Below are 23,403 nucleotides of genomic sequence, written 5' to 3'. Positions count from 1 at the left end.
CAGAAGTCAACACGACACACACCCGCCCCCACGCACGCCACTGAACGCCGCCCGCCCCCCAGCGAACACGGATGCACCCGACCCCCCCGACCGGGTGCAAAGCGCTACGATGCGCTTTCCACACTGCCTGAATCCCGAGCCCCCCATGACCGATGACACCCCTCCCTTCAGCGAAGCCCAGGCCAGCGTCCTGATCGGCACCGCTGAGAAAATGGTCGAGATCTGGACCCGCCTTCCCACCGAGAAACAAGCGGCCCTGCTGGCCCGGTTTGGCAGCGAAGAAAACGCCATCGCCGCGCTGGTGACCACGCGCCTGGTCAGCGAACAGAACGACCGCTGAGCCACCATTGGGCAAATAGTTTTACTTTTCCCCGCCCGGACGCCACGGTCGCCGTTATCATAAGCAGCCTATCTATCCAGCTGCTCCGTGGACCTCTTTCCCATGTCAGCTTCCCAGCGCCCCCTGGCGGTCACGCTGCAAGTCGTTTCCATCGTCCTGTTCACGTTCATCGGCTACCTGAATATCGGCATTCCCCTGGCCGTGCTGCCCGGTTTCGTCCACGGCGAGCTGGGTTTCGGCGCGGTGATCGCCGGGCTGGTGATCAGCGTGCAATACCTGGCCACCCTGCTCAGTCGTCCTTACGCAGGACGAATCATCGATAACCTGGGGAGCAAGCGCGCGGTGATGTTCGGCCTCGCCGGCTGCGGGCTGAGCGGTGTGTTCATGCTGGTGTCCGCCTGGACGCCCCACCTGCCAACGTTCAGCCTGATCAGCCTGCTGATCGGTCGCCTGGTGCTGGGCAGTGCCGAAAGCCTGGTGGGGTCGGGTTCGATTGGCTGGGGCATCGGCCGGGTTGGCGCGGCAAATACCGCCAAGGTGATTTCCTGGAACGGTATCGCCAGTTACGGCGCGCTGGCGATCGGTGCGCCGTTGGGGGTGTGGCTGGTCAACGTGTTGGGGCTGTGGAGCATGGGCGCCAGCATCATCTTGCTGGGCCTGCTGGGACTGGCATTGGCCTGGCGCAAGACTGCTGCGCCCATTGTCTCTGGCGAACGCCTGCCGTTCATGCACGTGCTGGGGCGTGTGCTGCCACACGGCTGCGGTTTGGCCCTGGGTTCCATCGGGTTTGGCACCATCGCGACCTTCATCACCCTGTATTACGCCACTCAGCATTGGGATAACGCGGTGCTGTGCCTGAGCCTGTTCGGCGCCAGCTTCATCGGCGCGCGCCTGCTGTTCGGCAACCTGATCAACCGCCTGGGCGGCTTTCGCGTGGCGATTGCCTGCCTGTCGGTGGAAACCCGGGGGCTCTTGCTGTTGTGGCTCGCACCGGATGCCCATTGGGCCCTGGCGGGCGCGGCGTTGAGCGGTTTCGGCTTTTCCCTGGTGTTTCCGGCGCTGGGCGTGGAAGCGGTCAACCTGGTGCCGGCCTCCAGCCGTGGGGCCGCGGTGGGCGCTTATTCACTGTTCATTGATCTGTCGCTGGGGATCACCGGGCCGCTGGCCGGTGCGATTGCCGCTGGCTTCGGCTTTGCCTCGATCTTTCTGTTCGCTGCCCTGGCGGCCCTGGGAGGGTTGGCCTTGAGCGTCTACTTGTACCGGCAGGCGCCTCGGTACCGTGAAGCGCGGGAGAAGAACTAGAAGTCCACCTTGCCGCGCCCGGCCTTGATCGAGCCGCGCTTGGTCTTGGATTCCAGGCGACGCTTTTTCGACCCCAGGGTCGGCTTGGTCGGACGGCGCTTCTTTTCGACCTTGGTGGCGCTGAGGATCAGTTCGGTCAGGCGCTCCAGCGCGTCGGCCCGGTTCTGTTCCTGCGTGCGGTATTGCTGGGCCTTGATGATCAACACACCGTCGCTGGTAATGCGACTGTCGCGCAGCGCCAGCAGCCGCTCCTTGTAGAACTCGGGCCGCGACGAAGCCGGAATGTCGAAGCGCAAATGCACGGCGCTGGAAACCTTGTTGACGTTCTGCCCGCCGGCCCCTTGGGCGCGGATGGCCGTCAGCTCGATCTCGGCGTCCGGGATGTGCACGGTGTTGGAAATGACCAGCATGGAAAGTGTCCGGTGTCAGGCCCCACAGGATACCGCGAATCCCACAGACCTGTGGGAGCGAGCCTGCTCGCGATAGCGCAGGCACAGTCGATACAGATCTCGCCTTTGATGGCCTCTTCGCGAGCAAGCCCGCTCCCACATTGGATCTACAGTGCTCGCAGAATGTGTGTTCACCGCCGAACCTTGTGGGAGCGGGCTTGCTCGCGAAGAGGCCGGTACATCCGGCATAGGTTTCACCTGCCAGACCACCATCGCGAGCAGGCTCGCTCCCACAGGGTTTCGTGCTTACTTGGCAGCCGCCACCGCCAGTTCATGCCGGGCACTGCGCTTGTTCTTGATCCAATAGCACACGGCCATGAACACCACCCACACCGGAATCGCATAGACCGAGATCTGGTTGCCGGGGATCAGCAACATCACGCCCAGGATGAACACCACGAACGCCAGGCAGATGTAGTTGCCGTACGGGTACCACAGCGCCTTGAACAGCGGCGTCTGGCGGGTCTGGTTCATGTGCTGGCGGAACTTGAAGTGCGAGTAGCTGATCATCGCCCAGTTGATCACCAGGGTCGCGACCACCAACGACATCAACAACTCCAGCGCATGCTGCGGAACCAGGTAGTTCAACAGCACCGCCACCAGCGTGACCGCCGCCGACGCGAGGATCGAACGCACCGGCACGCCCCGCTTGTCGATCTTCGACAAGGCCTTGGGCGCATCGCCCTGCTCGGCCATGCCCAGCAACATGCGGCTGTTGCAGTAGGTGCCGCTGTTGTACACCGACAGCGCGGCGGTCAGCACGACGAAGTTGAGGATATGCGCAGCGGTGTTGCTGCCCAGCATCGAGAACACCTGCACGAACGGGCTGCCGCTGTAGGCATCGCCGGACGCGTTGAGGGTGCTCAACAGGCTGTCCCAAGGGGTCAGGGACAACAGCACCACGAGCGCGCCGATGTAGAAAATCAGGATCCGGTAGATCACCTGGTTGATGGCCTTGGGGATCACGGTTTTCGGTTTGTCGGCCTCAGCGGCGGTGAAACCGAGCATTTCCAGGCCACCGAAGGAGAACATGATGATCGCCATGGCCATCACCAGCCCGCTCACGCCGTTGGGGAAGAACCCACCGTGGGACCACAGGTTGGTCACCGACGCCTGCGGGCCACCATGGCCGCTGACCAGCAAATAGCTGCCCAGGGCAATCATGCCGACAATCGCCACGACCTTGATGATCGCAAACCAGAACTCGGCCTCGCCAAAGACTTTGACGTTGGCCAGGTTGATCGCATTGATCAGGACGAAAAACGCCGCCGCCGACACCCAGGTCGGAATCTCGGGCGCCCAGTAATGGATGTACTTGCCGACCGCGGTCAGCTCCGACATGCCCACCAGGATGTAGAGGATCCAGCAGTTCCAACCCGACAGGAACCCGGCGAAACCGCCCCAGTACTTGTGGGCGAAGTGGCTGAAGGACCCGGCCACCGGCTCTTCGACAATCATTTCGCCCAACTGGCGCATGATCATGAAGGCGATGAAGCCGCAGATGGCGTAGCCGAGGATCATCGACGGGCCGGCGGATTTCAGCACCCCCGCCGAGCCGAGGAACAGGCCGGTGCCGATCGCGCCACCGAGGGCGATCAGTTGAATATGGCGATTTTTCAGGCCGCGTTTCAGCTCGCCCGAATGCGTATTTTCTACAACGGTCATGCGTCACCTATTTGTTTTTATCTGTGACGAAATCGAACCCGACACGCTTATGGCATGGCGGAGTGAACAAGGCGGATAACCTTGAAAGTGCGTGGGTACGCGAAGGGTCACAGTAAAACGCGGCGCATTGTACACTGCAGTTCCCCTGCTGCCAGACACCACCGGATCAGCGTCTGCCCCCGCACTTGAGGTCAGGCGCGCATCTGACCTTTCCCGCTGGCTTGAAACAAGCGCTGCGAAGTCTCAAAAAACCCGCCAAGCCGGCCCACTCGGCAGCTTTTTCTTACAGTCCTCCCAAACGCCGACACCGGTCAGTTCGAACGGCCAAAATCGTCAGCATTCCTTTACAGCGCGTAACGCAGACTTTCCACGTAGGAATATTCTGTAGGCTGACTGCAAATTGACGGTAGGTAGCTACCTATTAAATAAATCACCCAGGCAGCTGTTTTTGAATGAGTAATTTCAACGCGAAAAATGGAACAAAAAGTTCAAAAGAAAAAAATAAAATTATTTTTTGCAATCCAAAAAACCCTCGACTAGGTTTTCAGCGACTTGCCAAGGCATCGTGCCGACAAGTTCTGCGGTGCCGGTTCTGTCGGGTATGACTCGCCGAATCGGCCCGCGTTTTCCGCAAAAGTCATCTAGGAGATTCACTATGCAAGCACTGGACAAAGACTTGGAAACCGAACTGCAACTGGACGAATGGTTTGAAGCGCCGACCCATGAGGCCGCCGTTGAAATGATGCAAGCCGACGCCGTGGTTCCGTTCGGCACGGCGATGTGGCCTCTGTAGGCACTGCCCGGCGGAGGCGATCCGGCCGGTCGACTCCGCCACTCTTGTCGGTTGTCAGGGACATTAAATGAACGTGTCAGGGAAGAATAAGCATGGACACACAACGAGCCATCTCACATTTCCTTTACTACCTCGAACACCATCCCGCCCTGGCCGGCATCCAGCCCGCCAAGGTGTTGCTCGGCCATACCGCTGACTACGAAGCACTGACCGGCGCCATTGCCGAACAGGCGGGCAGCGGCTCGCCGTTCCGGTTCAGCGCCATGCGCCTGGACCTCGAATCCACGGAGCGCCTGTCCAAGGCCATTGCCGACAGCGATCTGTATATTTTCTTCTACGACTCTTCCACCCTGCCCAATCCACGCCCCGACGGCCCGGACTTTGTTCGGGCATTGCAAGGCGTGATGGCCGATAACTGGAAGAAATCGCTGCTGCTCAAGGATTACGGCGATTATTTCTACGACACCTTCAGCGTGATTCCCCAGCGTATCGCCGGACTCAACAGTCACCTGATCCGGCGCATGTCCCAAGCGACAACCCTGAGCTTCCAGGATGACCACGGTTCGTATTTCGACACCGCCCTGGGCAGCGTGAAGAAGTGGACCGACATCAACGGCCTCGGCAACTACGACCTGGCCCCCGGCGAAATCGCCACCCACAGCGACACCATCAACGGCCAGGTGAAATTCGTCGGCACGTTCCTGAGCACCATCCCGTTCGCACGCAAGTACGGCGTGCTGCAATCGCCCCTCGAGCTGTGGATCGAAGACTCCACCATCCAGAAAATCGCCACCGACGTGCCGGGCCTGGAACACGACTTCAACAAATACCTGGACGCCAACCCGTCCAACCGCCGCATCGAAGAACTGGGGATCGGCACCAACGAAGGGGTCAAGAGCCTGTACGCCCGCAACGCCGGTTTCGAAGAGCGCCACTGCGGCCTGCACCTGGGACTGGGTGGCGGGGCCAAGGGCAGCCACCATTTGGATCTGATTTTCGAAAGCGGTGTGCTGGCGCTGGACAAAGAGCCGATGTTTGATGGGCGGTTTGTGCTTTAGGCTGGGATCGGTTGTGGGGCTGCTGACGCCATCGCGAGCAAGCTCGCTCCCACAGTTGATCTTGGTGACTGGGGGATGTGTGTTCGGCGCCGCTCCATTGTGGGAGCGAGCTTGCTCGCGAAGGCGGCCTCAAAAGCACTGCCTGACTAAAAGTCAGACAAAAAAAACGCCAACCCAACGGTTGGCGTTTTTTCTTGCAGTTTGCAGCTAGAAACTCACCGCTGCCTCACTCCGGCTTACGACGCCCGAACCCCGGACGCTGTCCCGAACCTGCCGGGGCACCACGGCGCTTGCCCGATGGCGTGTCGCGGTCGGCCAGGAGGATGCCCGGGCGCTTTTTCGGTGCCGGCTTGGCCGGTCGCTTGGTGTCGGCCGGGCGATCGGCGACGGGCGTACCGCGACCCGCCGGTGCACCGCGACCTTCGCCGCGCTCAGTGCGACCATTGGCCGGACGCGGCGTGCGTGGGCCACGCTCGCCGTCCTGACGCGGTGCAGGCTTGCGGGCCGGGCGTTCGCCTTCGATCTGCGGCTCGCGCGAAGGACGCGGGCCGGTCGCCACGCCATCAGCAGCCGGGCGCAGCGTACGCACGCGCTCGGTCTTGCCCATCGGACGCGAGGATTTACGCTGCATCCGCTCCAGCTTGTCCTTGCTCTTGGCGGTCATCTGCGGCATTGCCACCGGCTTGAGGCCCACTTCGGCGGCCAGGATGTCGACTTCGTACTGGCTCATTTCGCGCCAGCGGCCCATCGGCAGGTCGGAATTGAGGAACACCGGACCGAAACGCACGCGCTTCAGGCGGCTGACCACCAACCCCTGGGATTCCCACAAACGTCGCACTTCACGGTTACGGCCTTCCATCACCACGCAGTGGTACCAATGGTTGAAGCCTTCACCGCCGGGCGCTTGCTTGATGTCGGTGAAACGCGCCGGGCCGTCTTCCAGCACAACGCCGGCCTTGAGGCGCTCGATCATCTCGTCGTCGACCTCACCACGCACACGCACGGCGTATTCGCGGTCCATCTCGTAGGACGGGTGCATCAAGCGGTTGGCCAGTTCACCGTCGGTGGTGAACATCAGCAAACCGGTGGTGTTGATGTCCAGGCGGCCGATGTTGATCCAGCGGCCTTCTTTCGGACGCGGCATCTTGTCGAACACGGTCGGGCGACCTTCCGGGTCGTCACGGGTGCAGATCTCGCCGTCGGGCTTGTTGTACATGATCACGCGGCGCACCGTTTCGGCGGCCTCTTCGCGCTTGATCACCTTGCCATCGATGGTGATGGCATCGTGCATGTCAACCCGCAGGCCCAAGGTGGCATCTTTGCCGTTGACCTTGATCCGGCCCTGGGTGATCCAGGCTTCCACGTCACGGCGCGAACCGACGCCGATACGGGCGAGGACTTTTTGCAGCTTCTCGCCTGCTGGGCCGATTTCCTGGCTGTCGTTCTGGTCTTGGTCTTTCATTCTGGGCACCTCCCGGTGTGGTCGGGTCAGGCTTGGCCTGACGCTTTGAATACGGGTCTTTGGCGAAGGGATCGCCAAGGGGTCGCGAATCATACGCGCGTTGAAGCGATTGCGCATCAGAGACTAGCTGATCAACCAGCGCCCGGCGCTTTTTCCGCCGACCGGTGATGCCCGGCTTGGCGGGGACTTAATGAGTGCCCCCTGTGGGAGCCGAGCTTGCTCGCGATGGCGGTGGGTCAGCCTACATCGATTCTGAATGCTCCTCCGTCATCGCGAGCAAGCTCGGCTCCCACAGGGTCAGCCAGCGTTTCCAAATCAGTGGATCAATCGTCGAACTGGCGCCGTTCGTTCTCGATCGCTTCGGCCAAGGCGCGGGCTTCGGCTTCTTCGTCGCTCAGTTCGGGTTCCGGCGGCTGGAGGGCGGCGACGGCGGCCAGGAGTTTTTCCCGGGCTTGGGCAACGCCGAGGATATCTTCTTCCGGTTCCGGTTCCGGCTCCGCTTCTGGCTCTGGTGCCACCGCGCTATCGGGCTCCGCCAGCTCATCCGAGTCGCCCTCAGGACCAGGACCTTCCCGCAGCAAGTCGTCGAAATCAGTCTTCAAGCCCTCCTCCATGGTGTCCAGCTCCAGCAACAACGAGTGGAAACTGGGCTCTTCCTTCGGTTCCTCAGGCGCGGCGCTGGCGTCCGCCAGTTCCTGCAAGCCCTGGGGTACCGGGGCGTCGTCAAACTCCAGCATCGGCTCGGGTTCCAATTCCCGCAGTTCGGCCAGCGGCGGCAGGTCGTCCAGGTTCTTCAGGTTGAAGTGATCGAGGAAGGCCTTGGTGGTCGCAAACATCGCCGGCTTGCCAGGCACATCGCGATAACCGACGACGCGGATCCACTCGCGTTCCAGCAGCGTCTTGACGATGTTGCTATTGACCGCCACGCCCCGCACATCTTCGATCTCGCCCCGGGTGATCGGCTGGCGATAGGCGATGAGCGCCATGGTTTCGAGCAGCGCCCGGGAATAGCGCTGCGGCCGTTCCTCCCACAGGCGCCCCACCCACGGCGCGAACTTCTCGCGGATTTGCAGGCGGTACCCGGACGCCACTTCCTTGAGTTCGAAAGCCCGCCCCTCGCAGGACTTGCCCAACAATGTCAGGGCTTTCTTGAACACGGCCGGCTCGGGCCGCTCGCCTTCTTCGAAGAGTTCGAACAGGCGCTCCATCGATTGCGGCTTTCCCGAGGCCAACAGGAAAGCTTCAAGCAAGGGGGCCAGCTCGCGGGGTTCAGTCAGATTCATTGATTTGCTCGTTATTCGGCTCGTGCCCGCACGTGGATCGCTGCGAACGGCTCATTCTGCACCAGCTCGACCAAGGATTCCTTGACCAATTCCAGGACCGCCATAAACGTCACCACCACCCCCAACCGCCCTTCCTCGGCGGTGAACAGCTCGACGAACGGCACGAAGCCGCCGCCCTTGAGTCGCTCCAGCACATCACTCATGCGCTCGCGGGTGGACAGCGCTTCGCGGCTGACCTGATGACTTTCAAACATATCGCCCCGGCGCAGGACCTCGGCCATGGACATCAGCAACTCTTCCAGGCTCACGTCTGGCAGCAACTTGCGCGCCCGCGCTTCGGGCGCATCGAGCTTGGGCACCACCACATCGCGCCCCACCCGGCTCAAGCCGTCGATGCCTTCGGCGGCGGCCTTGAAGCGTTCGTATTCCTGCAAGCGGCGGATCAGCTCGGCTCGCGGGTCGTCTTCTTCCTCTTCGACCTCTGCCGAGCGCGGCAGCAGCATCCGCGACTTGATCTCGGCGAGCATGGCCGCCATCACCAGGTATTCGGCGGCGAGTTCCAGGCGCACCGACTGCATCAACTCGACGTAGCCCATGTACTGGCGGGTGATTTCCGCCACGGGAATGTCGAGGATGTTGATGTTCTGTTTGCGGATCAGGTACAGCAGCAGGTCAAGCGGGCCCTCGAAGGCTTCGAGGAACACCTCCAGCGCATCCGGTGGAATGTACAGGTCCAGGGGCATTTCCATGACCGCCTGGCCATAGACCATGGCGAACGGCAACTCCTGCTGCGCGCCGGCCTGGCTGTCGACATTGTCCACGGCGGTTTCCACGACGGACATTCAGGCCTCGACCATGAACGGCGTCGGATCGCCGCAACCGACACGCACCACCTGGGGCTCGCCATCGGCCAGGTTGATCACCGTGGACGCCGACATGCCGCCGAAACCACCGTCGATGATCAGGTCCACCTGATGTTCGAGTATCTGGCGCATCTCATAGGGATCGTTCAACGGCTCGGTCTCGCCAGGCATGATCAGCGTCACGCTCATCAGCGGCTCACCCAGTTCCGCCAGCAGCGCCAGGGCGATGGGATGGCTCGGCACCCGCAGGCCGATGGTGCGCTTTTTCGGGTGCAGCAACAGCCGCGGGACTTCCCGCGTGGCATTGAGGATGAAGGTGTACGGCCCCGGCAAATGCGCCTTGAGCAGGCGGAAGGTGCCGGTGTCGATCTTGGCGAACAGGCCCAACTGCGACAGGTCGCTGCAGATGAGCGCGAAATTGTGCTTGTCGTCCAGTTGACGCAGGCGTCTAACACGCTCCACGGCATTCTTGTCGCCGATCTGGCAACCGATGGCGTAGGACGAGTCGGTGGGATAGACCACCACGCCACCGCCACGAATGATTTCCACGGCCTGTTTGATCAGGCGCGCTTGCGGGTTTTCCGGATGAATCTGGAAAAATTGACTCACGTGCTCTACCTGTTCAGACGGCGGCGATAACGGGATCATGTTTGAATCTACACCAGAGTGGTGGCAGATCTTCCGGCAACGGGCGGTATTCGCCGATCTCGGACCAGCCCCCAGGGCCATGGAAAACACTGCCGGCGGTGACCAGCAGGCCGAACTCACGGGCCAGGATCGCCAGGCTGCCGACCTGCTCGGCAGGCTGATGGCCGTTGACCACCTCGATGGCATGGCCCCCCGCTTGAATATAGTCGGTGACCAGGCGTCGGCGCTTGCTGCGGGTGAAATCATAGTGCCATGGATGCGCCAGGCTGACCCAGGCACCCGCTGCCCGCAGGGTCTGGACGGTGTCTTCCAGGGTCGGCCAATGCTGCTTGACGTCCCCCAGCTTGCCGGCCCCCAACCATTTGCGGAACGCTTCGGCGCGGTCCTTGACGAACCCTTCGCGCACCATCCAGTCGGCAAAGTGTGGCCGGGCCGGTGCGTTGCCGCTGTCGCCCAGTTCCTGCTGGATCTGTCGGGCGCCGTCCAGCGCACCAGGCATGCCCTTGAGGGCCAGCTTGCGGCTGATCTCTTCGGACCGCAGCCAGCGCCCGTCGTGCAGTTGTGCGATGGCCTGGACCAGCGCCGGCGCATTCACATCGAAACCGTAGCCCAGCACATGGATGGTCGCCCCGCCCCAGGTACAGGACAACTCCACCCCGTTGACCAGCTGCATGCCCAGCGCCGTGGCGGCGCCGCGGGCCTCGTCGAGGCCTTCGAGGGTGTCGTGATCGGTCAGGGCCAGGACTCGCACGCCGTGCTCGAACGCCCGCGCCACCAGAACCGCAGGCGCCAGGGCACCATCGGAGGCCGTGCTATGGCAGTGCAAATCAACATTCACGAGAGTTTGTTACCTCAAATCAGCTGGCCCTATCGCGGCCAAGGATGTTTGTTATTATGCCGCCACATCCTGCTTCTGGCTGCCACTGTGAAACAATTCATCGATTTCATCCCGCTCCTGCTGTTCTTCATCGTCTACAAACTTGATCCCCGCACCGTCGACTTCGCCGGTCACTCCTTGACTGTAGGCGGTATCTACAGCGCCACCGCAGTCCTGATCATCAGTTCCCTGGTGGTCTACGGCGCGCTGTTCGTGTCCCAGCGCAAGCTGGAGAAGAGCCAGTGGCTGACCCTGATCGCCTGCCTGGTGTTCGGCAGCCTGACCCTGGCGTTCCACAGCGAAACCTTCCTCAAATGGAAGGCCCCGGTGGTCAACTGGCTGTTCGCCCTCGCGTTCATTGGCAGCCATTTCATCGGTGACCGCCTGCTGATCAAGCGCATCATGGGCCATGCCATCAACCTGCCAGACCTGATCTGGACCCGGTTGAACATCGCCTGGATCGTGTTTTTCCTGTTCTGCGGCGCCGCCAACCTGTTCGTTGCGTTCACGTTCCAGGAGTACTGGGTCGACTTCAAGGTCTTCGGCAGCCTGGGCATGACGCTGCTGTTCCTGATTGGCCAGGGCATCTACCTGTCCCGTCACCTGCACGAAGCCGACCCCACCACGCCCAAAACCGAGGACTGACATGCTCTACGCAATCATTGCCACCGACGTCGCCGACTCCCTGGAAAAACGCCTGGCCGTGCGCCCAGCCCACCTGGAGCGACTGCAACAGCTCAAGGCCGAAGGTCGCATCGTGCTGGCCGGCCCGCACCCGGCGGTGGACAGCAATGACCCGGGCGCCGCGGGTTTCACCGGCAGCCTGATCGTGGCCGAATTCGACTCCCTGGCCGCCGCGCAAGCCTGGGCCAAGGCCGATCCGTTCGTGGAGGCCGGCGTCTACGCCGAGGTCGTGGTCAAGCCGTTCAAGCAAGTCCTGCCGTAAATCCCAGGGCAATGAGCCTGCGCGGCTCATTGCCCTGTTGCTCATCTTTCTCGTTCGCCTGCCGACAACCTGTCTAATCTCGATTGGAATTCAGGAGTTGCAATGCGCAAAGGTCCGTTGTGCCTGTTGTTGGTCTCGTTGGCGATCGGGGCGCCTGCCCATGGCGAGGAAAGCACCGAGGGCAGTCATTCGGCGCCCTTGTCCCTGAGCGCTGGCGGCCAGATCGCCGAATTGCAGCAACGCTTGAAAGACAGCGAGCGCATGCGTGAAGCACTCACCCAGCAACTCCAAAACACCAACGGCGAACGGGAAAGCGCGCTGGTGGGCCGGCTGCGCCAGGAGAACCAGCGCCTGAAACTGCAACTCAAGGAAGCCCAGGCCAGCCCCCTGCCGCGCCTGTTGACCGATCAACAGCAGTGGTTCGTCATTGGTGCCGGGGTAGCGCTATTGGCCTTGCTCTGCGGTATCTTTGCCAGCGGTGGACGTAGACAACGTCGGCAATGGCTAAATTGAGTGAGTCATGAGCGAGCTGTTACTGATAGATGATGACCAGGAGCTGTGTGAGCTCCTCGTAAGTTGGCTGAGCCAGGAAGGGTTTCAGGTCCGCGCCTGTCACGATGGCCAGAGTGCCCGCAAGGCCTTGGCCGAAACCGCCCCGGCTGCCGTGGTCCTGGACGTGATGCTGCCCGACGGCAGTGGCCTGGAACTGCTCAAGCAATTGCGCAGCGATCACGCGGAGCTGCCAGTGCTGATGCTGTCGGCCCGGGGTGAACCGCTGGACCGTATCCTGGGCCTGGAACTGGGGGCCGACGACTATCTGGCCAAGCCCTGCGACCCACGGGAACTGACCGCCCGCCTGCGCGCCGTGCTGCGCCGCAGCCATCCGACGGCCGTGTCCAGCCAGATCGAACTGGGTGACCTGACCTTCAGCCCGGTGCGTGGCGTGGTCAGCATCGACGAACAGGAACAAACCCTCACCGTGTCCGAAAGCCGCCTGCTCGAAGCGCTGCTCAAGCAGCCGGGCGAGCCGCTGGACAAGCAGGAACTGGCGCAGATCGCCCTGGGCCGCAAGCTGACCCTGTACGACCGCAGCCTCGACATGCACGTGAGCAACCTGCGCAAGAAAATCGGCCCCCACCCCGACGGCCGCCCGCGCATCGTGGCGCTGCGTAGCCGCGGTTACTACTACAGCCTCTAGAGGTTGTCGCTGCGATTACAGCCAGAGGTGGCGGCGGCTATCACAGCCTCTGGAGACTTTTGTGGCGAGGGAGCTTGCTCCCGCTCGGTTGCGCAGCAACCGCAAAAGCGGCCACACCCCAGGGTCTTGTGTTCGACCCTGCAAATTTGTCAGGTTCGCACCAAACCGTCTTTACCCAAGCTTTACCCACCCCTGACCGCCGCTGACCTTGATCTCCGTAATCTGCACACATCCGGAACTCACCGGGAATGAGACAAGGAGACACACCATGCGCAAGACCCTTATCGCTCTGCTGTTCGCTGCCGCCCTGCCGACCGTGGCCATGGCCATGCCCGAAGGCCCGGGCCCGATGGGGCCGATGGACGGCCCACGTCACGGCGGCCAGATGCACGACAAAGGCCCGTACAGCCAACTGGACCTGAGCCGCGAGCAACGCCAGCAGATTCGCCAGATCATGGGCGAACAGCGCCACGAACAACGGGAGCTGGTCGACAAGTACCTGGCCAAGCTCTCCCCAGCCGACCAGAAAGCCATGCAGGACGAAATGCAAGCCCGGCACCAGAAGGTCGACGCCCAGATTCGTGGATTGTTGAAGCCTGCGCAGCAAAAAGAATTCGACGCGATCCAGAAGAAACAGGCCGAGCGTCGCGCCGAGTGGGCCGAATTCAAGGCCTGGAAAGCGCAACAGCCGCAAAAAGCGCAATAATGCACTGAAGCTCCCCAGCCCAACGGTCAACCACCGTTGGGCTTTCTTTGTTTTCGAGGATTTATCGTGCGTTCATTGTTCTGGCGCATCCTGGCCAGTTTCTGGCTGGCCATCACTCTGGTTGCAGGCCTTTCGATCCTGATGGGCCACATGCTGAACCAGGACGCCTGGATCCTCAGCCGCCACCCGGGGCTCAATACCCTGCCCGAAGAGTGGACGCAGACCTACGAAACCCAAGGCGAGGACGCCGCCCAAGAAATCCTGAAACAGCGCAAGCGCCAGTATCACATTGACGTCCAGGTGTTCAACGAAAGCGGCGACCCGGTGGTGCGTGGCACTTTTCCCCATCGCGCCGCCGCCTTCGAGGCTCGGCAGAACAACGACGACCGCCGCCTGCCCTGGCGCCGGCTCACCGACGAGTTCACCAGCGCCAAAAGCGGCGACACCTACCTATTCATCTACCCCATCCCCCATCCCGAACTGGACGCCTGGCACCGCGGCAGTCTGCTCTGGCCCCTCAGTGCCCTGGGGATCGCGTTGGTGGTGCTAACTCTGATCAGCTTGTTGGTGACGCTCTCCATCACTCGTCCGCTGAGTCGACTGCGCGGTGCGGTGCATGACCTGGGCCAAGCCACCTACCAGCAGAACAGCCTCGCCAAACTGGCCACCCGGCGGGACGAGTTCGGCGTATTGGCCACCGACTTCAACCGCATGGGCGCGCGTTTACAAAGCCTGATCGCCAGCCAGCGGCAACTGCTGCGGGACGTGTCCCACGAACTGCGCTCGCCCCTGGCCCGGCTGCGCATTGCCCTGGCATTGGCGGAACGGGCCAGCCCCGAGGAGCGTGAAAAGCTCTGGCCGCGCCTGACCCGTGAATGCGATCGCCTGGAGGCGCTGATCAGCGAAATCCTGGTCCTCGCCCGGGTCGATGCCGACAACGCCAGCGCCGAAGAAGTCGACCTCAACGCGCTGCTGGTCACCCTGCAAAAAGATGCGCAGCTGGCTTCACCGGAGCAAACCGTGCAGCTTGAAGCCGAGGCGGACCTGACTCTCAAGGGTTGGCCGACCATGATCGAGCGAGCAGTGGACCACCTGCTGCGCAACGCCCAGCGCTTCAATCCGGCCGGGCAATCGATCGAGATGCACGCGCGGCGCCAAGGCGAACGGATCCTGGTCAGCGTACGTGACCACGGGCCCGGCGTTGAGGCCGAACACCTCGGGCAATTGGCCGAGCCGATCTACCGCGCCCCCGGCCAGACCGCCGCCGGCCATGGCCTGGGCCTGGCCATCGCACGCCGTGCCGCTGAACGCCATGGCGGTGCGCTGGTGCTGGGCAATCATCCCGAAGGTGGTTTCATTGCGACACTGGAGCTGCCGTTGGTGCCGGGGGCTGTCGTCCAGCCGTAAGCATTGCAAATACCCCCTGTGGCGAGGGAGCTTGCTCCCGCTCGGATGCGCAGCAACCGTAAAATCTTGGGGCTACTTCGTAGCCCAGCGGGAGCAAGCTCACTCGCCACGGGAAATCAAACAAGGCGAGTTGAGCGGCGTGGCCAAACCCAACGGCAAGCGCGCCCCCTCAAACCAAACGATAATTCCTCTTATTCAAACAGCCCCGCCCTGTTAGACTTTGCGCCCTCGTTTTCACTCATCCCCGGGACGCCCGATGCTGTCGTTGCCTCTTCGTTTATGTGCACTGTTCATGGCCCTGGGCCTGAGTGCCTGCGATGATGCCCCGCGTTTTACCCAGGCCGAACCGGGTGAAGCCCGTTCCGGTGGCGCCGCGACGGTCCGCAAGAGTGATCAGAACGCCTTTTCCCTGCCCTCGGCCAACCTGCCACCCTCGCGGCGCGAGGATTTCAGTCTCGGCAACAGTTTCTTCCGCAGCCCCTGGGTGATCGCCCCCTCGACCACCACCGCCCGGGACGGCCTCGGGCCCTTGTTCAACACCAACGCCTGCCAGAACTGCCACGTCAAGGACGGTCGCGGCCATCCGCCGGCGCCGGATGCGACCAGCGCGGTGTCGATGCTGGTGCGCCTGTCGATTCCCGACGCACCCGCCTACGCCAAGGTCATTGAGCAACTGGGCGTAGTGCCAGAGCCGGTCTATGGTGGGCAGTTGCAGGACATGTCAGTGCCCGGCGTCGCCCCCGAAGGCAAGGGGCGGGTCGATTACACCCCGGTCCCGGTGCGTTTCAAGGACGGCACCGTCGTCGAATTGCGCAAGCCAATCCTGCAGATCACTCAGTTGGGATATGGCCCGATGCACCCCGACACGCGTTTTTCGGCCCGCGTGGCACCGCCGATGATCGGCCTGGGCCTGCTGGAAGCCATCCCCGACGAGGCGCTGCTGGCGAACGCCGAAGCCCAGGCGCGGGAGAACGATGGCATCGCCGGTCGCCCCAACCAGGTATGGGACGATGTGCAGCAGAAGACCGTGCTGGGACGTTTCGGCTGGAAAGCCGGACAGCCCAACCTCAACCAACAGAACGTCCACGCTTTTTCCGGCGACATGGGCCTGACAACCAGCCTGCGGCCGTTCGACGACTGCACCGAGACCCAAGTCGACTGCAAGCGTGCGCCCAGCGGCAATAGCCCGGACGGCGAACCGGAAGTCAGCGACCACATCCTGCGCCTGGTGCTGTTCTACCGCCGCAACCTCGCGGTGCCGGCCCGTCGCGACGTGAATTCCCCCCAAGTGCTGGCAGGCAAGAATCTATTTTTCCAGGCCGGTTGCCAGTCCTGCCACACACCGAAATACACCACCGCCGCCAACGCCGCCGAGCCGGAACTGGCGAACCAAGTCATCCGCCCCTACACCGACCTGCTGCTGCACGACATGGGCGAAGGCCTGGCCGACAACCGCAGCGAATTCAAGGCCAGTGGCCGCGACTGGCGAACCCCGCCGCTGTGGGGCATCGGCCTGACCGAAACCGTCAACGGCCACACCCAGTTCCTGCATGACGGCCGTGCCCGCAACCTGCTCGAAGCCGTGCTGTGGCATGGCGGCGAAGCACAAGCGGCGCAGCGACAGGTTTTAGCGTTCGATGCCGAGCAGCGCGCTGCGTTGCTGGCCTTTCTGAATTCCCTTTAAATGCCTTTTCCAGAAATGGGAGCCTGACATGTTCCGTCCCAAATTGTTGTTCACCAGCCTCGCCGCCCTCGCCCTCGGCGCCTGCTCGCCCCAGGATCCGCAAGCCGTCACTTCGGCCGCCATCGCCAAGCAAGTGATCCTGCCGACCTACAGCCGCTGGGTCGAGGCCGACCGGCAACTGGCGACCAGCGCCCTGGCGTTCTGCCAAGGTAAAGAAAACCTGGAGACCGCCCGCGCCGACTTCCTCAAGGCGCAAAAAGCCTGGGCCGAGTTGCAACCGCTGCTGATCGGGCCGCTGGCCGAGGGCAACCGCGCCTGGCAGGTGCAATTCTGGCCGGACAAGAAAAACCTGGTGGGTCGTCAGGTCGAGCAATTGGTCAACAGCCAGCCACAGATCGACGCCGCCGGCCTGGCCAAGTCCAGCGTGGTCGTGCAAGGGCTGTCGGCCTACGAATACCTGCTGTTCGACGCGAAAATCGACATGGCCGACAGCGCACAGAAAGCCAAGTACTGCCCGCTGCTCATCGCCATTGGCGAACGCCAGAAACAGCTGGCCGAAGAGATCCTGTCGGGCTGGAACAGCAACGACGGCATGCTCGCCCAGATGAGCAAGTTTCCCAACCAGCGCTACGCCGATTCCCACGAGGCCATCGCCGACCTGCTCCGTGTGCAGGTCACTGCCCTGGATACTTTGAAGAAAAAACTCGGCACGCCAATGGGCCGCCAGAGCAAAGGCGTACCTCAGCCATTCCAGGCCGATGCCTGGCGCAGCCAGTCGTCGCTGCAAGGGTTGGAAGCCAGCCTGGGCGCGGCCAGGACCGTCTGGGTCGGCGTGGACAACAAGGGCCTGCGCGGCCTGCTGCCAAGCGACCAGAAGCCATTGGCGGACAAGATCGACGCCGCCTACGATGCCTCGTTGAAACTGTTCGCCAGCAGCCAGCGCTCGCTGACCGAAATGCTCGGCGACGATGCCGGGCGCCAGCAACTCAACGATTTGTACGACAGCCTCAACGTCGTCCATCGCCTGCATGAAGGCGAACTGGCCAAGGCGCTGGGCATTCAACTGGGCTTCAATGCCAACGACGGTGACTGATCATGTTTCGACGTCAGGTCCTGGCACTGGGCAGCTTGCTGCTCGGCGCCGTCACCCTGGGCGGCTGGACGCTGTTCAAGCAAAAGGACAAGCACCCACTCTTGCTTTCGGCACGGGACGATGGCGACGGCAAGCACTATGCCGTCGGCTATCGACTGGACGGCACGCGGGTGTTTGCCACCCAGGTCGGCCAGCGCTGCCATGACATCATCAACCATCCGACGCAGCCGATTGCGCTGTTCGTCGCCCGTCGCCCGGGCACCGAAAGCTACCTGATCGACCTGCGCGACGGGGCGCTGCTGCAAACCATCGCCTCGTTGCCGAACCGGCACTTCTACGGCCACGCGGTCATCCATAAAAGCGGCGAATGGCTGTATGCCACCGAGAACGACACCACCGATCCGGGACGCGGCCTGTTGGGCGTGTACCGTTTCGACGGCGAGCGACTGGTGCACAGCGGCGAGATTCCCACCCATGGCATCGGTCCTCACCAGGTGTCGTGGATGCCCGATGGCGAGACGCTGGTGGTCGCCAACGGCGGCATTCGCACCGAGGCCGAAAGCCGGGGCGAAATGAACCTCGACGCCATGGAGCCGAGCCTGGTGCTGATGCAACGCGATGGCACCCTGCTGAGCAAGGAAACCCTCGCCCAATCGATGAACAGCGTGCGCCACCTGGGCATCGCCAGCGCCGGCACCATCGTCTCCGGCCAGCAGTTCATGGGCGCAGCCCACGAATCGTCGGAACTGGTGGCGATCAAACGGCCAGGACAACCGTTCCAGGCATTCCCGGTCCCCGCAGAGCAATTGCAGGCCATGGGGCACTACACCGCCAGCGTTGCCGTACACAGCGACTTGCGCCTGGTGGCCCTGACCGCCCCCCGCGGCAACCGCTTTTTCATCTGGGACCTGGACAGCGGCAAAGTCCGCCTGGATGCGCCCCTGCCGGACTGTGCTGGCGTGGGCGCGGTGGCCGACGGTTTTGTCGTGACGTCGGGCCAAGGCCGTTGTCGCTATTACGATTGTCGGCAGACACAACTGGTTGCAAAACCACTGGATCTGCCGGCGGGGCTCTGGGACAACCATTTGCATCTGGTCTGACGCCGGGGAGCGAAGCCGATCGGCGCCGAGCGCCTCGGTTTTTCGGAAAAGTCCCACGCTCCACCGTCCCGCCAGCATCTGGAATAGCCCGCACACTCAGAGTAATGTGCCGGCCTATCTGTATTTTCTCTCGGCTCTTTCCAAGGAAGTGGAACATGCTGCGACGCCGCATGCTGATCATGTTGGGTGGTGTGCTGCTGGTGGTGCTGTTGCTCGCCGGCTACAAGGCCTTCTCCGTTTACCAGCAGATCCAGACGTTTTCTGCCCCCAAACCACCGGTCAGTGTCGCAGTGGCCCCAGCGGCCCAGCAACCCTGGCAGGCCCGCCTACCCACCGTTGGCAGTCTCAAGGCGCTGCAAGGCGTGGCCCTGAGCCTGGAAATCGCCGGGACCGTGCAGAAGGTGCAATTCCAGTCCGGGCAAAAGGTCAAGGCCGGCCAGACGCTCCTGCAACTGGACAGCGAAGTCGAAAGCGCCCTGCTGGAAACCGCCGAGGCCGATCTTGGCCTGTCGCAACTGGATTTTGGTCGTGGCCGACAGTTGGTGGGCAGCCAGGCGATCTCCAAGGGCGAATTCGACCGGCTCTCGGCGCAACTGAAGAAGAACCAGGCCACGGTCAACCAGCTCAAGGCTTCGCTGGCCAAGAAACACATCCTGGCGCCGTTCAGCGGCACCATCGGCATTCGCCAGGTGGATGTCGGCGACTACCTGGCCAGTGGCACGGTGATCGCCACCCTGCAGGACCTCAGCAGCCTGTACGTGGACTTCTACGTCCCTGAGCAAAACGTGCCCCGGCTCGCCGTGGCACAGCCGGTCAATGTCAGCGTCTCGGCCTACCCCGGGCAGACCTTCGTCGGCACCATCAGCGCGATCAACCCCAAGGTCGAGGACAGCACCCGCAACGTCCTGGTGCGCGCCACCCTGGCCAACCCCGACGGCAAATTGCTGCCCGGCATGTTCGCCAACCTGCAGGTGATCCTGCCGGACGTCGCCGCCGGGATCGTCGTGCCGGAAAGCGCCGTGACCTACACCCTCTACGGCAATTCCATGTACGTGGTGACGCAAAAGAAAGCCGCCGACGGCACTGTCGAGAAAGACGACAAGGGCCAGCCGGTCCTGATCGCCGAACGGCGTTTCGTTGAAACCGGTGAGCGACGCGACGGGCAGGTACTGGTGTCCAAAGGCGTGCAGAGCGGCGAACAAGTCGTGATCGCCGGCCAGCTCAAGCTCGATAACGGTACGCCGATCGCCATCAGCGACGACAAGACCCTGACCGAACAGAACAGCCCGCCGCGCGCGGACTGATCAAGGAACCCCCATGGCTTTTACCGATCCGTTCATCCGCCGCCCGGTGCTTGCCACCGTGGTCAGCCTGTTGATCGTGCTGCTGGGCTTCCAGGCCTGGAGCAAGCTGCCCCTGCGTCAGTATCCACAAATGGAAAACGCCCTGATCACGGTGACCACCGCCTACCCCGGGGCCAACGCCGAGACCATCCAGGGCTACATCACCCAACCGATGCAACAGAGCCTGGCCAGTGCCGAGGGCATCGACTACATGACCTCGGTCAGTCGCCAGAATTTCTCGGTGATCTCGGTCTATGCCCGCATCGGTTCCAACAGCGACCGGCTCTTCACCGAACTGCTGGCCAAGGCCAACGAGGTCAAGAACCAACTGCCCCAGGACGCCGAGGACCCGGTCCTTAGCCGCGAGGCCGCCGATGCCTCGGCACTGATGTACATCAGCTTTTTCAGCAAGGAACTGAACAACCCGCAGATCACCGACTACCTGTCCCGGGTGATCCAGCCCAAGCTGGCGACACTGCCCGGCATGGCCGAGGCGGAGATCCTCGGCAACCAGGTCTTCGCCATGCGCCTGTGGCTGGACCCGATCAAGCTCGCAGGCTTCGGCTTGACCGCCGCCGACGTGACCAATGCCGTGCGCCAGCACAACTTCCTCTCCGCCGCCGGTGAAGTGAAAGGCGAATACGTCGTCACCAGCATCAACGCCAACACCGAACTCAAGTCCGCCGAGGACTTCGCCGCGATCCCGCTCAAGACCGAGGGCGACAGCCGCGTATTGTTGCGGGACGTCGCCCGTGTGGAAATGGGCGCAGAGAACTACGACAGCATCAGTTCCTTTGGCGGCACGCCCTCGGTGTACATCGGGATCAAGGCCACGCCGGGTGCGAACCCGCTGGATGTGATCAAGGAAGTGCGCAAGATCATGCCGGAGATGGAGGCCCAGCTCCCGACCAATCTCAAGGCCGAGATCGCCTACGACGCCACCCTGTTCATCCAGGCGTCCATCGACGAGGTGGTGAAAACCCTGTTCGAGGCAGTACTGATCGTCATCGTCGTGGTGTTCCTGTTCCTCGGCGCCTTGCGCTCGGTGGTCATCCCGGTGGTAACCATCCCCTTATCGATGATCGGCGTGATGTTCTTCATGCAGTTGATGGGCTATTCGATGAACCTTCTGACGCTGCTGGCCATGGTACTCGCCATCGGCCTGGTGGTGGACGATGCCATCGTGGTGGTGGAGAACATCCACCGGCACATCGAGGAAGGCAAGACCCCGTTCGACGCTGCGATAGAAGGTGCCCGGGAAATCGCCATGCCGGTGGTCTCGATGACCATCACCCTGGCGGCGGTGTATGCACCGATCGGCCTGCTCGAGGGCCTGACGGGCGCCTTGTTCAAGGAATTTGCCTTGACCCTGGCCGGGGCGGTGGTGATCTCCGGGATCGTCGCCCTGACCCTGTCGCCGATGATGTGCGCCCTGCTCCTGCGCCACGACGAGAACCCCTCGGGGCTCGCCCATCGGCTGGACATGGTTTTCGAACGCTTGAAGAGCCGTTACCAGCGCATGCTCCATGGCACGCTCAATACCCGGCCGGTGGTGCTGGTGTTCGCGGCGATCGTGCTGTTGCTGATCCCGGTGCTGGTCATGTTCAGCAAGTCCGAACTGGCCCCCGACGAGGACCAGGGCATTATCTTCATGATGGCCAACGCCCCGCAGCCCACCAACCTCGACTACCTGAACACGTATACCGATCACTTCATCACCCTCTTCAAGGAGTTCCCGGAGTATTACTCCTCGTTCCAGATCAATGGTTATGACGGTGTGCAGTCGGGCATCGGCGGCTTCCTGCTCAAGCCTTGGAACGAACGCAGCCGCACCCAGATGGAAATCCTGCCAGAGGTCCAGGCCAGGCTGGAAAGCGTGCCTGGCCTGCAGATCTTCGGTTTCAACCTGCCCTCGCTGCCGGGCACTGGCGAAGGCTTGCCGTTCGCGTTCGTCATCAACTCCCCGAAAGACTATGCAACGTTGCTGGAGGTTGCCGACCGGGTCAAAAAGCGCGCATTGGAATCCGGCAAGTTCGCTTTCATGGACATTGACCTGGCGTTCGACAAGCCAGAAGTCGTGGTGGATATCGATCGCGCCAAGGCTGCCCAGAAGGGCGTATCCATGGAGGACTTGGGCGGCACCTTGGCGACACTGCTGGGCGAATCCGAGATCAACCGCTTCACCCTCGAGGGCCGCAGCTACAAAGTCATTGCCCAAGTCGAACGGCCGTTCCGGGACAACCCGGACTGGTTGAACAGCTATTACGTGAAAAATGCCCAGGCTGACTCGCTACCGCTGTCGACCCTGCTCAAGGTCAGCGACCGGGCGCGACCGCGACAGCTGAACCAGTTCCAGCAGCTCAATGCGGTGACGATTTCAGGCTTCCCCATCGTGAGCATGGGCGAGGCCATCGAGACCATCCGCCAGATCGCCCGAGAAGAAGCGCCGGTGGGGTTCGCCTTTGATTACGCAGGGGCTTCGCGCCAATTCGTACAGGAAGGCAGCGCGTTGTGGGTAACCTTTGCCCTGGCCCTGGCGATTATCTTCCTGGTGTTGGCCGCGCAGTTCGAAAGCTTCCGCGACCCACTGGTGATCCTGGTGACTGTACCGTTGTCCATTTGCGGTGCCCTGATTCCGCTGTTCCTCGGTTGGTCGAGCATGAATATCTACACCCAGGTAGGCCTGGTGACGCTGATCGGGCTAATCAGCAAACACGGGATCCTGATCGTCGAGTTCGCCAACCAACTGCGCAGGGAACAACATCTGACGCCGCGAGAAGCCATAGAACAAGCCGCGTCGATTCGCCTGCGGCCGGTGCTAATGACCACTGCGGCGATGGTGTTCGGCATGGTACCGCTCATTTTCGCCACAGGCGCCGGGGCAGTAAGCCGCTTCGACATCGGCATGGTAATCGCCACCGGCATGTCGATTGGGACCTTGTTCACGCTGTTCGTCTTGCCTTGCATCTACACGCTGCTGGCCAAGCCAGACAAAGCCTGAGGACTGTTCAAGCAAACTCACGCGGATACGGGATGTTTTTGTGGCGAGGGAGCTTGCTCCCGCTCGGCTGCGAAGCAGTCGTCATGCACGAACGCCTGCCTGGTCATGAAAACCGATGGGGACCGCTTCGCGGTCCAGCGGGAGCAAGCTCCCTCGCCACGGGTTGTGTGTTTGGCTGAAGGTTT

Annotated in this window: 22 protein-coding genes; 15 read left to right on the top strand and 7 right to left on the bottom strand. The window is 62.4% G+C overall.

The annotated features are described in order from the left end of the window. Window positions 1-109 precede the first annotated feature (109 nt). Entirely contained in the window at window positions 110-340 is a 231-nt protein-coding gene (locus HGO40_RS16855; RefSeq protein ID WP_250963929.1) for a hypothetical protein, read from the top strand. Between the two features lie 102 nt (window positions 341-442). Continuing rightward, entirely contained in the window at window positions 443-1,642 is a 1,200-nt protein-coding gene (locus HGO40_RS16850; RefSeq protein ID WP_250963928.1) for an MFS transporter, read from the top strand. Here the strand turns inward: HGO40_RS16850 and arfB are convergent. Both arfB and HGO40_RS16840 read right to left on the bottom strand, forming a co-directional pair. Next, window positions 1,639-2,052, bottom strand: coding sequence for an alternative ribosome rescue aminoacyl-tRNA hydrolase ArfB (gene arfB / locus HGO40_RS16845; RefSeq protein ID WP_250963927.1), 414 nt, complete (start codon window positions 2,050-2,052; stop codon window positions 1,639-1,641). The two genes, HGO40_RS16850 and arfB, sit on opposite strands and share 4 nt — an antisense overlap. Window positions 2,053-2,337: 285 nt before the next feature. Beyond that, the gene (locus tag HGO40_RS16840) at window positions 2,338-3,756 is read right to left on the bottom strand and encodes an amino acid permease (protein ID WP_250963926.1); all 1,419 of its coding nucleotides are present in this window, start codon (window positions 3,754-3,756) and stop codon (window positions 2,338-2,340) included. A 655-nt stretch (window positions 3,757-4,411) separates the two neighbouring features. Here HGO40_RS16840 and HGO40_RS16835 point away from each other — a divergent pair. Continuing rightward, window positions 4,412-4,549 carry a hypothetical protein gene (locus tag HGO40_RS16835; RefSeq protein WP_003178782.1) on the top strand — a complete coding sequence of 46 codons (138 nt, stop codon included), beginning with the start codon at window positions 4,412-4,414 and terminating at the stop codon, window positions 4,547-4,549. A 92-nt stretch (window positions 4,550-4,641) separates the two neighbouring features. Next, window positions 4,642-5,607 (top strand): M29 family metallopeptidase, encoded by a 966-nt coding sequence (locus HGO40_RS16830; protein WP_250963925.1) that lies wholly within the window; start codon window positions 4,642-4,644, stop codon window positions 5,605-5,607. A gap of 226 nt (window positions 5,608-5,833) precedes the next feature. Here HGO40_RS16830 and rluB read toward each other — a convergent pair whose 3' ends face one another. From rluB to HGO40_RS16805, 5 genes are all read right to left on the bottom strand, one after another. Further along, entirely contained in the window at window positions 5,834-7,069 is a 1,236-nt protein-coding gene (gene rluB / locus HGO40_RS16825) for a 23S rRNA pseudouridine(2605) synthase RluB (protein ID WP_250963924.1), read from the bottom strand. A gap of 323 nt (window positions 7,070-7,392) precedes the next feature. Beyond that, entirely contained in the window at window positions 7,393-8,352 is a 960-nt protein-coding gene (gene scpB / locus HGO40_RS16820) for an SMC-Scp complex subunit ScpB (RefSeq protein WP_250963923.1), read from the bottom strand. 11 nt (window positions 8,353-8,363) lie between these two features. Continuing rightward, a complete protein-coding gene (locus tag HGO40_RS16815) occupies window positions 8,364-9,194 on the bottom strand; it encodes a segregation/condensation protein A (protein WP_496198644.1) in 831 nt (276 codons plus the stop codon). Next, window positions 9,195-9,824 carry an L-threonylcarbamoyladenylate synthase gene (locus HGO40_RS16810; RefSeq protein WP_186706291.1) on the bottom strand — a complete coding sequence of 210 codons (630 nt, stop codon included), beginning with the start codon at window positions 9,822-9,824 and terminating at the stop codon, window positions 9,195-9,197. Between the two features lie 13 nt (window positions 9,825-9,837). Further along, a complete protein-coding gene (locus tag HGO40_RS16805) occupies window positions 9,838-10,701 on the bottom strand; it encodes a PHP domain-containing protein (protein WP_250963922.1) in 864 nt (287 codons plus the stop codon). An 87-nt stretch (window positions 10,702-10,788) separates the two neighbouring features. Here HGO40_RS16805 and HGO40_RS16800 point away from each other — a divergent pair, with 87 nt between their 5' ends. From HGO40_RS16800 to HGO40_RS16750, 11 genes are all read left to right on the top strand, one after another. Then, complete coding sequence (locus HGO40_RS16800; RefSeq protein ID WP_250963921.1) at window positions 10,789-11,385, top strand: septation protein A; 597 nt, start codon at window positions 10,789-10,791, stop codon at window positions 11,383-11,385. Window position 11,386: 1 nt separating this feature from the next. Further along, window positions 11,387-11,686 (top strand): YciI family protein, encoded by a 300-nt coding sequence (locus tag HGO40_RS16795; RefSeq protein WP_250963920.1) that lies wholly within the window; start codon window positions 11,387-11,389, stop codon window positions 11,684-11,686. 102 nt (window positions 11,687-11,788) lie between these two features. Further along, window positions 11,789-12,199: an SH3 domain-containing protein gene (locus tag HGO40_RS16790; protein WP_186706295.1), complete on the top strand. Its 411-nt coding sequence runs from the start codon at window positions 11,789-11,791 to the stop codon at window positions 12,197-12,199. A gap of 7 nt (window positions 12,200-12,206) precedes the next feature. Beyond that, a complete protein-coding gene (locus HGO40_RS16785; protein ID WP_207964883.1) occupies window positions 12,207-12,884 on the top strand; it encodes a response regulator transcription factor in 678 nt (225 codons plus the stop codon). Window positions 12,885-13,152: 268 nt separating this feature from the next. Further along, window positions 13,153-13,590 (top strand): LTXXQ domain protein, encoded by a 438-nt coding sequence (locus HGO40_RS16780; RefSeq protein WP_250963919.1) that lies wholly within the window; start codon window positions 13,153-13,155, stop codon window positions 13,588-13,590. A gap of 66 nt (window positions 13,591-13,656) precedes the next feature. Next, a complete protein-coding gene (locus HGO40_RS16775; RefSeq protein WP_250963918.1) occupies window positions 13,657-14,997 on the top strand; it encodes a sensor histidine kinase in 1,341 nt (446 codons plus the stop codon). Window positions 14,998-15,253: 256 nt separating this feature from the next. Further along, complete coding sequence (locus tag HGO40_RS16770) at window positions 15,254-16,681, top strand: di-heme oxidoreductase family protein (protein ID WP_250963917.1); 1,428 nt, start codon at window positions 15,254-15,256, stop codon at window positions 16,679-16,681. A gap of 28 nt (window positions 16,682-16,709) precedes the next feature. Continuing rightward, entirely contained in the window at window positions 16,710-17,774 is a 1,065-nt protein-coding gene (locus HGO40_RS16765; RefSeq protein WP_250963916.1) for an imelysin family protein, read from the top strand. Between the two features lie 2 nt (window positions 17,775-17,776). Further along, on the top strand, window positions 17,777-18,874 hold the full coding sequence (locus HGO40_RS16760; protein WP_250963915.1) for a DUF1513 domain-containing protein: 1,098 nt from the start codon (window positions 17,777-17,779) through the stop codon (window positions 18,872-18,874). 155 nt (window positions 18,875-19,029) lie between these two features. Then, on the top strand, window positions 19,030-20,178 hold the full coding sequence (locus tag HGO40_RS16755) for an efflux RND transporter periplasmic adaptor subunit (protein WP_250963914.1): 1,149 nt from the start codon (window positions 19,030-19,032) through the stop codon (window positions 20,176-20,178). Window positions 20,179-20,191: 13 nt separating this feature from the next. Then, complete coding sequence (locus tag HGO40_RS16750) at window positions 20,192-23,218, top strand: multidrug efflux RND transporter permease subunit (RefSeq protein WP_250963913.1); 3,027 nt, start codon at window positions 20,192-20,194, stop codon at window positions 23,216-23,218. The last annotated feature ends 185 nt before the right edge of the window (window positions 23,219-23,403 follow it).

The sequence above is a fragment of the Pseudomonas sp. CG7 genome, assembly GCF_023701885.1.
Classification (GTDB): Bacteria; Pseudomonadota; Gammaproteobacteria; order Pseudomonadales; family Pseudomonadaceae; genus Aquipseudomonas; species Aquipseudomonas zanjanensis.
Note: the sequence above shows the minus strand (reverse complement) of the source record. Positions and strands in the feature narration are given on the sequence as shown.